This is a genomic window from Lutibacter litoralis (genome assembly GCF_014646675.1).
GTDB lineage: Bacteria > Bacteroidota > Bacteroidia > Flavobacteriales > Flavobacteriaceae > Lutibacter > Lutibacter litoralis.
Map to the genome: position 1 here is coordinate 43714 of NZ_BMNS01000010.1, position 13392 is coordinate 57105.

The following is a 13392-nucleotide window of genomic DNA, read 5'->3' on the forward strand; positions in this document are numbered from 1 at the left end:
AACTACTTGTTATTTATGTAATAAACTTCTAATTCGTTTAAATATTGTTCCTTTAATGTATCATTTATAAAAGAATATTTAAATGAATTTTTTGCTAACTGGTAAATTTCGTGTTTTGTTAAATTTAAAGCAGCTTGTATTTCAAAATAATTCTTATTTATATTACCTCCAAAATAGGCAGGATCGTCGGAATTTATAGTAACTTTTAAGCCGAGGTCTAGCATTTTTTTAAGTGGATGATCTTTTAAATCTGTTACTACTTTTAAGGCTTTATTAGAAAGCGGACAAACGGTTAAAGCAATATCACGATTTAATATTTCACTAATTAAATTGCTATCTTGTAAAGCATTATTGCCGTGATCTATACGTTCTATTTTTAAAATATCTAAAGCTTCCCAAACGTACGTTGCAGTTCCTTCTTCACCTGCATGTGCCACAGGAATATATCCTTCTTTTATAGATGCCTCATATACATTCTTAAATTTAGAAGGCGGATTTCCTAATTCTGACGAATCTAGACCTACAGCAGTAATTTTATCTTTAAAAGGAAGTGATTGTTCTAATGTTTTAAAAGCATCCTTTTCAGATAGATGACGTAAGAAACTCATTATTAGCAAAGAAGTAATGGCTAATTTTTTTTCACCATCTTTACAAGCTTTAGTAATACCAGAAATTACCGTTTCAAAAGAAATACCTCTTTCGGTGTGTGTTTGTGGATCGAACATTATTTCCGTATGTCTCACATTTTGTGCGGCACAACTTTTTAAATAGCTAAACGTTAAATCGTAAAAATCTTGAGCTGTAACTAAAACTGCTGCGCTTTGATAGTAGATATCTAAAAAATCTTGTAAATAATTAAAATTATATGCTTTTTTAATCTCTTCAATAGATTTATATGGAATTGTTATATTATTTCTTTTAGCAATTTCAAACATTAATTCTGGCTCAAAAGAACCTTCAATATGTAAATGCAATTCAGCTTTGGGTAAATTTTTAATAAATTTTTTCATGCAGCAAAAATACTTAATTCAAATTATTTTAATTTCATTTTGTTGAAAATTTAAAAAACCTGAAGATTGGAAGATAACAAATAGCAAAATAAACCTATTAAAGTAGTTGTTAAATTTATTAATAGGTTTATTTATAGTAAATTAAAATTTATGACGCTTTTGAAATGTGTTTTTTTAAAGGAAATTTAAAAATAGCTTTACAGATAATGTTATCTTGATGTTTATTGTTTCTACTTACAGTTACGGCAATATGTAATTCAAAGTCGTTTAGTTTTTTAATTTGAGAGTTTAAAACTAAGTCATCTTTTAAATAGGCATTTTTTAAAATTTCAATTTTATACAAGTTAGCTATTGGATACACAATATCTTCATATTTAGCGATATTTTCTTTTACAAAATCTTCCATTCTAGCATATAAAACAGCCGGTAATAAAGCGTTGTTTTTATTAATATCTTTGTTAGTTACTATAAATTTATTTTTTTGTTTTGTACTAATTACTTCAGAGGTTTTCATAAGAATTATATTTAAGGGATTCATTTATAAGGTATGGTTACTAATCTTACAGTTGGTTTATGATTTAATTTTTTAAGTGCGTAGAAAAAATTAAAATAGATTTGTTGATAGCGCTGAATTTGTTTCATAATTATTGTTTTAAAAGTTAATTTATCTAAATAAAAAAAGGTGCTTTTGTAAAAAGCACCTTTTAATTTTTTAATATTAAAATTTATATTTAAGTTTTAATAAATGTGCTTTCGGGTATGTAAATATGTTGAAGTTGACTATTGCGTTTGGCATAAAAACTACAACTCAAGTTGGTGCTTGAGAAATTTTCCGTAATTACGGATTGTAAAAATTGATATGTTTGAACAAATAGTTTCATAATGTTACCCAAAAATATGAAATAAAAATGTTAAAAGAAGAAATTTAGTATTAAATTAAAGTTAAATGGTGCTTTTCATGTAAATTTGCAGTTATAAATAAATACAATTATTATGGCGAGTATAAAAAATTTAAAAAAAGATATTAATTATGTCTTAGGAGATATAATTGAAGAGTGTTACACTTGGGAAATTTTAAATCCAAAAGCAGATAAAAAAGCAACTGAAGCTATTATTGATGAAGCAATCGAATCTTTTGATAATTTAATTGAAAAAGTGAATGCAAAAAACGTTGAAAACAACAAAGCGCATTTTAAAGCAATAAATAATGAGTTAGAGGAAACAGCTCATAAATTATTGGATAAAATAAACAAATTATAAGTTTTTCTTTTAACAAGAATTTACCTTTTTAATATTTTTAAGTTTGGTTTATTTTTACTAAATTAGTACAATAATTAATACTATTAATACGTTCTTAATTTTACCAACTAAAAATTTTTAATTTATGGCCAGAGCAATGTTTGAGTACACAAAAACTGTACTCGAAAAAGTTAGCTTTAATTTAGAATTATTTAAAAAAGAATTAGAAAAAGCAGTTAAAAGACTGTTGCCTTATGAGGTTAAAGAGTTGTACTTTTGGTTACAGGAGTTTACTCAAAATAAACCAGATCTTAATAAGTGCCTTCTTCTAGTTGAAACTAACAAAAGGAGTCTTTAGACTCCTTTTTTTTGTGCTATAGGACTAATAATTTTAACATCGTTAAACGCAATAACACCTCTGATTAATCCATCTATTAAGTTTTTTAACGCTTCAATTAAATGCACTTTTAGATGTGATTTATGATAAATAATGCTCACTTCACGTGCTGGTGCAGGAACTTTAAACTCTTTCAGAAATTTTTTATCTTCATTATTTAAATCCAAGGTTTGTAAATATGGTAATAAGGTCATTCCCAAACCTTCTTTAGAAAGCTTTATAAGTGTGTTAAAACTACCGCTATGTAATTGAAAGTTTTGTGTTTTAGTGCCAAAAGCATTGCATAAGTTTAGTATATTATCTTTAAAACAATGTCCATCTTCAAGTAGTAAAATATCATCAATATCTAAGTTTTCTACATCTAAAGTTTCTAAAGTACTTAATCGATGTTCGGTTGGAACAAAACCAATAAAAGGCTCATAATATAACACACGTTCTTTTATATTCTCATTTTCAAGGGGAGTGGCAGCAATGGCAACATCTATATGTCCATCACTTAATTTTTTTACTATTTCTTCTGTTGTTAATTCTTCAATCTTTAAATTAATTTTAGGATATTTTTTTATAAATGATTTTAAAAATATAGGTAATAATGTTGGCATTATTGTAGGTATAATTCCCAATTTAAAATCACCACCAATATATCCTTTTTGTTGGTCTACAATGTCGTTAATTCTATTACTTTCATCAACTATTATTTTTGCTTGCTCAACAATTTTTTTACCAACGTCGGTTAATTGAATTGGTTTCTTATTTCTGTTAAAAATTTTTGTCTCAAGGGCTTCTTCAAGTTTTTGAATTTGCATACTCAACGTTGGTTGTGTTACAAAACAGTGCTCTGATGCGATTGTGAAATTTTGGTGTTCTGCTACTGCTAAAACATATTTTAATTGGGTAATTGTCATTGCTATAAATTTTTACGATAAAGATATTAAAACTATCGATAATGATTATAATAAATAGCGTTTTTTTTTGAATAATTTTGAAGTATTAAAATAATTTTAAATAGAAAAAAAATGAATACAACAAGTATTGGATTAAAGAAGCACGAAGCTGAAAATTTGACAGTAAGTTTGAATGATTTATTAGCAAACTTTCAAATATATTATCAAAGTTTAAGAGGATTGCATTGGAATATTAAGGGAAAATCCTTTTTTGAATTGCACGTAAAATTTGAGGAGTTTTACACAGACTCTCAAGAAAAGATAGACTTAATTGCAGAAAGAATTTTAACTTTAGGAGGCACTCCATTACATACTTTTAACGATTATGTAAATTTAGCAAAAGTTCCGGTAGGAAAAAATATAACTAATGATGTAGAATCTGTACAATTAGTAGTTACATCTTTATCTGAATTGTTAAAAATTGAGCGCGCTATTTTAAATGAATCTGATGAAGCAAATGATGAAGGAACAAACTCTATGATGAGTGATTTTATTGTGGAGCAAGAAAAAACGATCTGGATGTTAAATGCTTGGTTAAATTAAAACATAACTTAAATTAAAAAAGCCGTTTTCAACTCTTGAAAACGGCTTTTTTAATTAGTAAATATCCCAAAATTTTCGATGTTTATTAAGCTCTTCTTCCTGACGTTTAAATTCTTCAACAGGACCAACTTTTAACATTGATGGATCTTGTTCAATTTCAATCTCAATTTTTTTTACTATTTCTTCAACGGTTTCATTTTCATAATCAATTTCCATTGCAGGTTTAATTACCATTGATTGTAGAATATTTCGTTTTTTAATTAACAAGCCTTTTTTATCAAAAGAACGTCTAAAACCGTCTATAACAATTGGTATTACAATAGGTTTGTAGGTTTTAATAATATGTGCAGTTCCTCTTCTAATAGGTTTAAAAGGTTTAGTAGTTCCTTGGGGAAATGTAATTACCCAACCATCATCTAAGGCTTTTTTAATATTACTTATATCAGACATTTTTACTTGTCTATTCACATCTTTTCCTGCACTTCTCCAAGTTCTATCAATTGAAATGGAACCAGCATATGCAAAAATCTTAGGCAAAAGACCAGATTTCATAGTTTCTGAAGCAGCAATATAGTAGATGTTTAGTTTTGGTTGCCAAATATATCCTATATTTTTAATAGAATCGTCTCTTCCTTTTAAAGCAGCATTAAACACATGAAACATAGCGGCTACATCTGCAAAATAGGTTTGGTGGTTTGATACAAATAATACGTTTCTTTCTGGAAGATCTCTTATAATATCAGATCCTTCAATTTGAAGGTTGTTAAATCTTCGGTATCTTCCATGAGAAACAATTCCGAAAAAGCGAATCAGCCATTTTTTTAAAAATAAAATATGGCCGAAAGGATTCCTTTTAAAAATTGGCATTTAGTTGGTTTTGGTTCTTACAAATTTAGTAAAAAAAATATTATATAGTTCTTATTAATTCTTTGATTTCGCTTAGCATCATAGCTGTAGCACCCCAAACATTATAATTATTTAATTTAAAGCAAGGTACGATAATATTTTTAGCATAAGAAGTCGACAATCTTGTAGTACTAATTACAGAATCACATAATAAATCTGAAAGTTTTACTTCAATTAAAGCTTCAACTTCATAATTTTTAGTGAATTTTGGTGTATAATTTATATAACCTAAAAAGGGCGTTACAATAAAATTACTTGGAGGAATATAAACATCTGTCATTTCTTTAAAAATCGAAATGTCCTTTTCAATAATTCCAACTTCTTCTCGAGCTTCTCTTAAAGCAGTATTTTTTAAGCAAATATCTTTGCGGTCTATTTTTCCGCCGGGAAAACTTATTTGTGCAGAATGAACACCTTTATAACTTGCCCTAAGTGTTAATAGAAAGTTTAACGTTCCACTTTCACTTGGGTAAAAGATAACTAAAACGGCCGCCTTTTTAGTATTTTGTGGATTTATTTTTTGTTCAGAAAATTGTTTTCTAATTTCAGGAGCCAATTTAAATTGCGCTTCCAAACCACCAATCTTTGCTTTTGATAGTAGTTGAATTTGCTTTTTAAAAATTGAAAACTCCATATTACTCTTTCGTATAAAATGTTGGCAAAGACAATTTAAATTTTACAGCAACTAATCTAATTGCAATTATTAAAAAAGTTGTAGAAACATAAATTACAGCATTATTTACATTAAAATTATGTAAAATTAAAAAAACAATTGAGCCTAAAACGCAGGCAGTTGCATAAATTTCTTTTCTAAAAATTACAGGAATTTCGTTGCATAAAATATCTCTAATAACTCCTCCAAATGATGCTGACATAGTAGCTATTGAAATTATAATTATTGGATGAAAGTTTGCATTCAATCCAATTTCTGTTCCCATAATGGTATACAAACCTAATCCAATACTATCAAATAAAAATAGCGATTTGTTTAAATATTTTAATTTTTTTCTAAAAATAATAGCAATGAAATAAGAAGCAACAATAAAATAAATCACATCTGTGTTTTTCATCCAAAATACAGGTTGCGCTCCAATTAAAACATCTCTCAAGGTTCCACCACCAACAGCTGTTGCAAAGGCTATTATAAATACGCCAAACGGATCCATTTTTTTTCGCATTGCCATTAACGATCCTGAAATTGCAAATGCAATAATTCCTATAATATCTAAAAAGTAAAAAAGCGTCATTACATTTGTTGGGTTAAATAATTATAATCTTTAATAACAATATCAATAAAATCAACAGCATTTAATTCAGAATTAATTCCTGTAATTTCAATAATTTTTAATTTAAGTTTTAAAAGCATTTTGTGGTTGCTACTTTTCTTAGCTTTTAAAAATAACTCTTTAATAGTTTGTATGTCTTTGTCATTTAGCATGGTAACCTGCGGAAAAACAGGTGTATATTCTTCTGGAATATCAACAGCTAAAGTACTATTTATTGAAACTAATTTTTTTTCTGAAATAACTGTAGTTCCAGCAGCAATATCTCCAAGTCTTTGTCCTTTTCCATTTAATAAAATTGTAAGTAAAGCAATAGATCCAGATGCCAGCGTTATATCTATTAAACGTAATATCCACCTAATTAAATAGCTTCCAAAAGTTGGTTTAGAACCATCTATTTTTGTAACCCTAATTTTACAAAAGAATTTTCCGGGAGTTTGACCATTATTTAATGTTTCAAAAAATAAACTATAAAAAAATACGGGTAAACTAATTAGCGTGTATAAAACATATAAGTTTTCAGAATCTAAATATCCTAAAGCATTTAAAATAAAGAAAATTAAAGCATAATAAGCTCCAATAATTAACATATCAATTAAAAATGCACTAATTCTTGTGCTTAAAGGCGCAACATTTTGTTGAATAGTAATATTTTGTGCCGTTTCTATTTTAAAATTGTCCATTTTTAATGATTAATCCCTTTGGTTGATACAATTGTATTTTTTACATTCGTTAACTCAAAAATTCAATAAAATTAATTGCTATATTGAAGCAGCAAAAGTATAAAAAATGCGTGAAGCATCATTTGTAAAAAGAAATAAAAATAAATGGCTCTTATTTGAAGATGTTCTAGACAATAAAGAACAAATTTCCCCAGATAAGTTATCCGATCTATATATTGAAATTACAGATGATTTAAGCTATGCAAAAACTTTCTATGCCCAAAGTAATACAGTCGTTTATTTAAATGCAATAGCTTCAAAAGCGCATCAGAAAATTTACAAAACAAAAAAAGAAAATAAAAACAGACTCTTAAAATTTTTTAAAACAGAATTTCCTCTTGAATTTGTAAACTATCATAAACAACTATTAATTGCATTTGTAACTTTTTTATTTTTTGCATTAGTTGGTGCATATTCGGCTGCTAACGACGGAGATTTTGTACGCTTGATCTTAGGAGATAATTATGTAAATATGACCCTAGAAAATATTGCTTCTGGAGATCCAATGGCGGTGTACAAAAAAATGGGAGAAGGAAACATGTTTATTATAATTACTTTAAATAATATTAAAGTGGCAATGACAGCATTTGTTTTTGGAATGTTGTTTTCTGTAGGAACTTTGTATGTTATGATGCAAAACGGAATTATGTTAGGTTCTTTTTTATATTTTTTTTACGATAAAGGCCTACTTTGGGAATCGTCTAGAACTATATGGATACACGGAACTATAGAAATTTCGGTAATTATAATTGCGGGTTGTGCAGGTTTAGTTTTAGGAAACGGTCTGCTATTTCCAAAAACATATTCCAGATTAACTTCTTTTAAACAAAGTTTTAAAGCAGGATTAAAAATTATGGTTAGTACAATACCATTTTTTATTGTAGCCGGATTTTTAGAAGGTTTTGTAACACGCCAGACACAAATGCCAGATTGGTTAGCAATTCTGATTATTCTAACTTCATTTTTAGTAGTTGTTTACTATTATGTAATTTATCCAATAAAAATAACGAATCAACAAAAATTAAATGGAAACAAATAACTTTATAGAGTTTAAAAAGGAGCGTGATTTAGGTGCAATTATTACCGATACTTTTAAATTTATTCGAGAAAATTGGAAAGAATATTTTTTAACTGTTTTGAAAATAGTTGGACCAATTTTGTTAGTTGGACTGGTAGTTTTAGTATTATATATGTTTACAATGTCAGATATTTTTAGCGAAATAGATAAGATAGATGCTAATCCAATTGGTTTTTTATCAAATATATTTTCTTGGATTTTTGTACTTATGTTTGTGTATGTTTTAATGTACACCTTATTATCTATGTCTTCATTGTATTTTATAAAATCATATATAGAACATAATGGAAAGCCGATTTTTTCTGAAGTAAAAGATAATGTACTGAAAAATATTTGGAAGTTTTTAAGATTGGGTTTTCTAGTTACACTAACAACACTGTTTGGAATGGTATTTTGTTATTTGCCAGGAATTTATTTACTTACGGTTTTGTCTTTAGCCACCTCAATTATGGTTTTTGAAGATAAAAACATTGGAGATACTTTTTCACATTCATTTACACTTATAAAAGGCGAGTGGTGGAATACATTTGGAGTTTTAATTGTGGTTTGGATTTTGTTGATGATGTTAAGTCAAGCGTTTTCCATTCCAGCAATTATTTATCAATTTATAAAAATGGGTACCGTAATGGGCGGAGACGATCCAACTGAAGTATTTTCAATTTTTAAAGACCCTATTTATTTGGCATTAAATATTGGCTCCTATATTTTTCAGTTTATTTTATATTCAATTCCGTTAATTTCAACAGTTTTTATTTATTTCGATTTAAATGAACAAAAAAACTTAACGGGTACTTTTGAGAAAATTGAAAGTTTAGGAACATCTAACACAGAAGAATAATTAATGCGAAAAATTCTATTTTTTATACTTTTTTTAAGCTTTTCGTTGGGTGTTTTCGCACAAACGGATTCACTTTCTGTAAAAAAAGACAAAAATAGTATTGTTCAAAAAAAGTTTGATGCTAAGGCTTTAGAGAAGTACAAAACAGATAAAGATTTTGATTATTCAGAAAATGAAGTAGCAAAAGATCCAACATTAATTGAACGTTTATTTAATTGGCTAATTAGACAGTTATTACGTTTTTTAGAATGGATTTTCGGAGTTAAATATGCAAAAGGCATATTTGGAACTTTACTAAAGATAATACCGTATATAATTGTAGGTTTTTTATTATTTTTATTAATTAAATTCTTTTTAAAAGTCAACTCTAATTCAATAGTTTCTAGTGCTTCAAACAGACCTATTGTGTCTATAACTGAAGATGAAGCTTTAATAAAACACAAAGATCTTTTAAAGTTAATTGAACGAGCAATTGAACAAAAAAACTACAGATTGGCAATTCGGTTTTATTATTTAAATATAATTAAACAATTAGAGGATAACGAGTTGATAACTTGGGAACAACAAAAAACGAATGAAGATTATATTCAAGAAATCTCTAAAAAAGAAATAAAATCATCTTTTAAAGACTTAACCAGGTTATACGATTTTGTTTGGTATGGAAATTTTGAAATTGATGAAACTAAATTTGTAAAAGTTGCTGCAAATTTTGAAGCAATAATTAATTTAATAAATAGCAAATAAGTTGGATAAAAAAACTAAAATATATGCTGTGCTATTTGTGCTCTTAATTTTTGGATATATCTATCTGGAGAGTACAAAAAAGCAACCTATAAATTGGTTTCCAAGTTTTGTTGCGAAACATAAAATTCCTTTAGGAACTTATGTTTTAAATAAAGAATTATCATCTATATTTCCTTCAAACAATATAGAAACTGTCGCAATTCCTCCATATGTATATTTGCAAGATTCCACTAGAACAGGTACTTATTTTTTTGTAGATGAGGCGCTGAATTTTGGTGATGCCGAATTTTTACGTTTATTAAAATTTGTTGCTCGAGGTAATGATGTATTTATTTCTACTCACGGAATGAACATCGACACCTTAAATTTTGAAACTGAACGTTTAGTTAGTAAAAATCTTGATGAAAAAGTGTTTTTTAAGCAACTAAATAAAGCATTTAAAGGAATAGAATATTCATATGACCGCCCCTTTATAAATCAAGTTTTTACTAAAATTGATACCCTAAATACAACGGTTTTAGGTATAACAGGTTATATAAATGCAAATGAAGAACGTACTGAAGAAGGAATTAATTTTGTAAAACATTCCTATGGAAAAGGGAATTTTTACTTGCATACTTTTCCAGAGGTTTTTACAAATTATAACACTTTACACGAAATAAATCACCAGCATACTGCTAATATTTTATCATATTTAAGAGAAGATATTCCAATTTTATGGGATGCTTATTATAAAACTGGAAAAAGTAAAATCACTTCGCCTTTGCAGTATTTATTGGGGTCAAAACATTTAAAATGGGCGTATTATATGGCGTTAATTGGTATCTTAGTCTTTGTGATTTTTGAAGGAAAAAGAAAACAACGAAGCATTCCAATTATAACACCATTAAAAAATCAGACGGTGGCTTTTACACGTACCATAGCAAATATGTATTTTGAAAAGCAAGAACATAAAAATATTGCAGAACATAAGATTAGTTATTTGTTAGAATTTATTAGAGTTAAATTACACATTCAAACAATTAAAATAGATGCAGTTTTTTACGAGAATGTAGCTTTAAGAAGTGGTAATTCTTTAGAAGATGTTGAAAAATTATTCAAGTTTTGTGATGCAATTCATTTAAAAAATCAAATTACAAACGAAGAACTTATTAAGTTAAATTCACTAATAGAAAAATTTAAAAAAACAATTCAATATGGAAAGTAACGATTTGAATTTTGAAAATAGAATAGATTTAGAAAAGCTAAAAAATGCGGTAACTGAAATTAAGGCAGAATTAGGTAAAATTATTGTTGGCCAAGAAAACTTTATAGATTTATTAATAGTTGCATTGTTCGCAGATGGTCATGTGCTTATTGAAGGTGTTCCAGGTGTTGCAAAAACAATAACCGCAAAATTATTAGCAAAAACAATTGATACGGGTTTTAGTAGGTTACAATTTACACCAGATTTAATGCCTAGCGATGTATTAGGTACTTCGGTATTAAATATGAAAACTTCTGAATTTGAATTTAGAGAAGGTCCTATTTTTTCAAATTTGGTATTAATAGATGAAATAAATAGAGCACCGGCAAAAACCCAAGCTGCGTTGTTTGAGGTTATGGAAGAGCGTCAGATTTCTATAGATGGACATACATATAATATGAAACCACCATTTATGGTTTTGGCAACTCAAAATCCGATAGATCAGGAGGGTACTTATGCATTGCCAGAAGCACAGTTAGACCGATTTTTATTTAAAATAGATGTTGGTTATCCTAATCTAGATGAAGAAATTTTAATAATTAAAACACATCAAGATAGAAAAGGAACCTTGCCACAAACGTTAATTAGTGCATTGCTTTCGGAAGCTGATTTATTAAATTATAAAAATAAGATATTTGAAGTATTAGTTGAAGAAAAAATTATAAAATATATTGCTCAAATAATTACAAAAACCAGGAATCATCCACATTTGTATTTAGGCGGTTCTCCTAGAGCAAGTATCGCAATTTTAAATGCATCAAAAGCGCATGCAGCAATAAACGGACGTGATTTTGTAATTCCAGAAGATATTAAAAAAGTATTGTATCCTGTTTTACGTCATAGATTAATTTTAACTCCAGAACGTGAAATGGAAGGAATGACTACTGATAAAGTTATTGAAATGATTGTGCAATCTGTTGAAGTCCCTAGATAATTAATAATTTAAAAGTAACAAAGTTATAAATTGAAAACCATTAGAAATATATACATACACCAACGCTTTTTTGTTTATTTAGGCATAATTTCTGCGTTATTTTTGGTTTCGTATTGGATTCCGCTTTTGTATAGTTTGGCATGGATTTTTGTTACAATTATTTCAGTCTTGTTTTTTAGTGATATTTACATCTTATTTGCAAATAATAAAGGTTTAAATGCAAGTAGAATTTTGACCGAAAAGTTTTCAAATTCAGATGAAAATCCAGTTTCAATTACCGTTAAAAACAATTATAAATTTAATATTGAAGCTAAAATAATTGATGAACTTCCAAAGCAATTTCAAAAAAGGAATTTTGAACATATTGTAAATTTAACCCCTGTTGAAAATTATAATTTCGAATATGAAGTTACACCAGTTGAAAGAGGTGAATACCATTTTGGAAATTTAAATATTTTTGTTTCTTCACCTTTAAAAATTGTAGCAAGACGCTATAAATTTCAAGAAAATGAAATGGTTGCTGTTTATCCATCTTATATTCAAATGAAAGAATATGAGTTTTTAGCAATGAGCAATCGTTTAACCGAATTCGGTTTAAAAAAAATAAGAAGAATAGGACATACTTTAGAGTTTGAACAAATTAAAAATTATATTGCTGGAGACGATGTTAGAACTATAAATTGGAAAGCAACTGCAAAGCGCTCACAATTAATGGTAAATCAATATCAAGATGAAAAATCGCAACCTATTTATTCTATTATAGATTTGGGCAGAGTAATGAAAATGCCTTTTGAAGAGTTAAAATTATTGGATTATGCGATAAATTCTACCTTGGCTTTTTCAAATATTGCACTTCGAAAAAATGATAAAGCAGGTTTAATAACTTTTGCTAAAAAAGTTGACACCATTGTTGCTGCAAGTAATAAAAAAACGCATTTAAATATTATAAATGAAGCATTGTATAATGTTACAACTAAGTTTACTGACGCCGATTTCGGATATTTATATGCTGTAATTAAACGGAAAATCACTCAACGTAGTTTATTAATTTTATACACTAATTTCGAGCATATTTCATCTTTAAAACGTCAATTACCGTTTTTAAAAGCCATTTCTAAACATCATTTGTTAGTTGTTGTATTTTTTGAAAATACAGAACTTGATAAGTTAATAAAAGATAATGCAGAAGATATTCAAACAATTTACCATAAAACAATTGCAGAAAAATTTGCTTATGAAAAAAGGTTAATAGTAAAAGAACTAGAACGCAATGGCATATATGGAATTCTTACAAAGCCTAAAAACCTTACCGTTAATGTTATTAATAAATATCTAGAGTTTAAAGCAAAAGGATTTATTTAAAATTCTGTAGATTAAATTTTTAGTAAGAACAAATTCTAATGGAGTCTTTCTAATATTTAAAATTATTATATTAGACAGAGATTTTAAAAGCGTTGGAAAAGCGAAAAAAATGAATTTCTTTCTTTCGTTTTTGCCCGTTCCATTAA

At 27.4% G+C, this 13392-nt stretch carries 15 protein-coding genes; 8 read left to right on the forward strand and 7 right to left on the reverse strand.

All coding sequences use genetic code 11. The features are described 5' to 3' along the window. Positions 1 to 2: 2 nt before the first annotated feature. Both IEW75_RS14435 and IEW75_RS14440 read right to left on the reverse strand, forming a co-directional pair. On the reverse strand, positions 3 to 1010 hold the full coding sequence (locus tag IEW75_RS14435) for an adenosine deaminase (protein ID WP_134246987.1): 1008 nt from the start codon (positions 1008 to 1010) through the stop codon (positions 3 to 5). Positions 1011 to 1158: 148 nt separating this feature from the next. Next, on the reverse strand, positions 1159 to 1524 hold the full coding sequence (locus tag IEW75_RS14440) for a hypothetical protein (RefSeq protein ID WP_134246986.1): 366 nt from the start codon (positions 1522 to 1524) through the stop codon (positions 1159 to 1161). Positions 1525 to 2003: 479 nt separating this feature from the next. Between IEW75_RS14440 and IEW75_RS14445 the strand changes: the two genes are divergently transcribed. Continuing rightward, on the forward strand, positions 2004 to 2270 hold the full coding sequence (locus IEW75_RS14445) for a hypothetical protein (protein ID WP_134246985.1): 267 nt from the start codon (positions 2004 to 2006) through the stop codon (positions 2268 to 2270). 333 nt (positions 2271 to 2603) lie between these two features. Here the strand turns inward: IEW75_RS14445 and IEW75_RS14450 are convergent, their stop codons facing one another. Continuing rightward, a complete protein-coding gene (locus tag IEW75_RS14450) occupies positions 2604 to 3551 on the reverse strand; it encodes a hydrogen peroxide-inducible genes activator (RefSeq protein WP_134246983.1) in 948 nt (315 codons plus the stop codon). A 111-nt stretch (positions 3552 to 3662) separates the two neighbouring features. On the opposite strand from IEW75_RS14450, the gene IEW75_RS14455 reads away from it, so the two are divergent. Then, positions 3663 to 4133, forward strand: coding sequence for a Dps family protein (locus IEW75_RS14455; RefSeq protein WP_134246982.1), 471 nt, complete (start codon positions 3663 to 3665; stop codon positions 4131 to 4133). A gap of 54 nt (positions 4134 to 4187) precedes the next feature. Here the strand turns inward: IEW75_RS14455 and IEW75_RS14460 are convergent, their stop codons facing one another. The 4 genes from IEW75_RS14460 to IEW75_RS14475 are packed head-to-tail and all read right to left on the reverse strand — an operon-like array spanning position 4188 to position 7005. After that, positions 4188 to 5000, reverse strand: a complete 813-nt coding sequence (locus IEW75_RS14460) for a lysophospholipid acyltransferase family protein (protein WP_134246981.1) — start codon at positions 4998 to 5000, stop codon at positions 4188 to 4190. Positions 5001 to 5040: 40 nt separating this feature from the next. Further along, complete coding sequence (locus IEW75_RS14465; protein ID WP_134246980.1) at positions 5041 to 5673, reverse strand: NUDIX hydrolase; 633 nt, start codon at positions 5671 to 5673, stop codon at positions 5041 to 5043. A gap of 1 nt (position 5674) precedes the next feature. Next, complete coding sequence (locus tag IEW75_RS14470; RefSeq protein WP_134246979.1) at positions 5675 to 6286, reverse strand: trimeric intracellular cation channel family protein; 612 nt, start codon at positions 6284 to 6286, stop codon at positions 5675 to 5677. Next, the gene (locus IEW75_RS14475) at positions 6286 to 7005 is read right to left on the reverse strand and encodes an RDD family protein (RefSeq protein ID WP_134246978.1); all 720 of its coding nucleotides are present in this window, start codon (positions 7003 to 7005) and stop codon (positions 6286 to 6288) included. Before IEW75_RS14475 ends, IEW75_RS14470 begins: the two co-directional genes overlap by 1 nt. Before the next feature lie 106 nt (positions 7006 to 7111). Between IEW75_RS14475 and IEW75_RS14480 the strand changes: the two genes are divergently transcribed. The 6 genes from IEW75_RS14480 to IEW75_RS14505 are packed head-to-tail and all read left to right on the forward strand — an operon-like array spanning position 7112 to position 13246. After that, positions 7112 to 8083 carry a stage II sporulation protein M gene (locus tag IEW75_RS14480; RefSeq protein ID WP_134246977.1) on the forward strand — a complete coding sequence of 324 codons (972 nt, stop codon included), beginning with the start codon at positions 7112 to 7114 and terminating at the stop codon, positions 8081 to 8083. Then, positions 8070 to 8960 (forward strand): DUF7847 domain-containing protein, encoded by an 891-nt coding sequence (locus IEW75_RS14485; RefSeq protein WP_134246976.1) that lies wholly within the window; start codon positions 8070 to 8072, stop codon positions 8958 to 8960. The genes IEW75_RS14480 and IEW75_RS14485 overlap by 14 nt, the downstream gene beginning before the upstream one ends. A gap of 3 nt (positions 8961 to 8963) precedes the next feature. Then, a complete protein-coding gene (locus IEW75_RS14490; protein ID WP_134246975.1) occupies positions 8964 to 9704 on the forward strand; it encodes a DUF4129 domain-containing protein in 741 nt (246 codons plus the stop codon). Between the two features lies 1 nt (position 9705). After that, positions 9706 to 10911, forward strand: a complete 1206-nt coding sequence (locus IEW75_RS14495) for a DUF4350 domain-containing protein (protein ID WP_158283765.1) — start codon at positions 9706 to 9708, stop codon at positions 10909 to 10911. Further along, entirely contained in the window at positions 10901 to 11884 is a 984-nt protein-coding gene (locus IEW75_RS14500; protein WP_134246973.1) for an AAA family ATPase, read from the forward strand. The genes IEW75_RS14495 and IEW75_RS14500 overlap by 11 nt, the downstream gene beginning before the upstream one ends. 30 nt (positions 11885 to 11914) lie before the next feature. Further along, positions 11915 to 13246, forward strand: coding sequence for a DUF58 domain-containing protein (locus tag IEW75_RS14505; protein ID WP_134246972.1), 1332 nt, complete (start codon positions 11915 to 11917; stop codon positions 13244 to 13246). Positions 13247 to 13392: the final 146 nt, after the last annotated feature.